Origin of the sequence: Mesorhizobium sp. M1A.F.Ca.IN.020.03.2.1 (assembly GCF_004023205.1) — a bacterium.
GTDB lineage: Bacteria > Pseudomonadota > Alphaproteobacteria > Rhizobiales > Rhizobiaceae > Mesorhizobium.
The window spans coordinates 1-426 of record NZ_RZSV01000519.1 but is presented as its reverse complement, the minus strand read 5'-3'; the positions used below and the strand labels follow the sequence as shown (position 1 = coordinate 426).

Annotated in this window: 1 pseudogene; it reads left to right on the top strand. The window is 67.4% G+C overall.

Annotated features, from left to right (window positions below):
• Positions 1-188 (top strand): annotated as a pseudogene (locus EOA79_RS32480) (GcrA cell cycle regulator); the annotation flags it as partial.
• Positions 189-426: the final 238 nt, after the last annotated feature.

Below are 426 nucleotides of genomic sequence, written 5' to 3'. Positions count from 1 at the left end.
TTGATTGCCTGTTCAAGCGCTGCCGCGCGCCGGTCGATCTCGCGTTGCGCGAGGAGGCGGACGAGGATCCCGTCGGCGCGCGGCCCGGTCCCGACATGCTCTGCTGCGGCCTGCCGACGTCGGCCACGCGCTCCTACTGCGCGCATCATCATGCGCGGTTTCACGGCCATCGCGGGAGGGGGATGTGAGAGTGGCAACAATGAAGGCGCCGGCGGCGGAGTGCTCAATCTCCCCCCTTGCGGGGGAGATGTCCGGCAGGACAGAGGGGGGTGTGAAGGAACGCCAGCCTCGCCAATCCTTTCAAGGTACGACAGCAGTACAATGGGCAAAGTGGAGGACAAGCAGAGCGGATAGGCTGGCGGGACAGCACCCCCCTCTGGCCTGCCGGCCATCTCCCCCGCAAGGGGGGAGATTAGCCACCCGCCG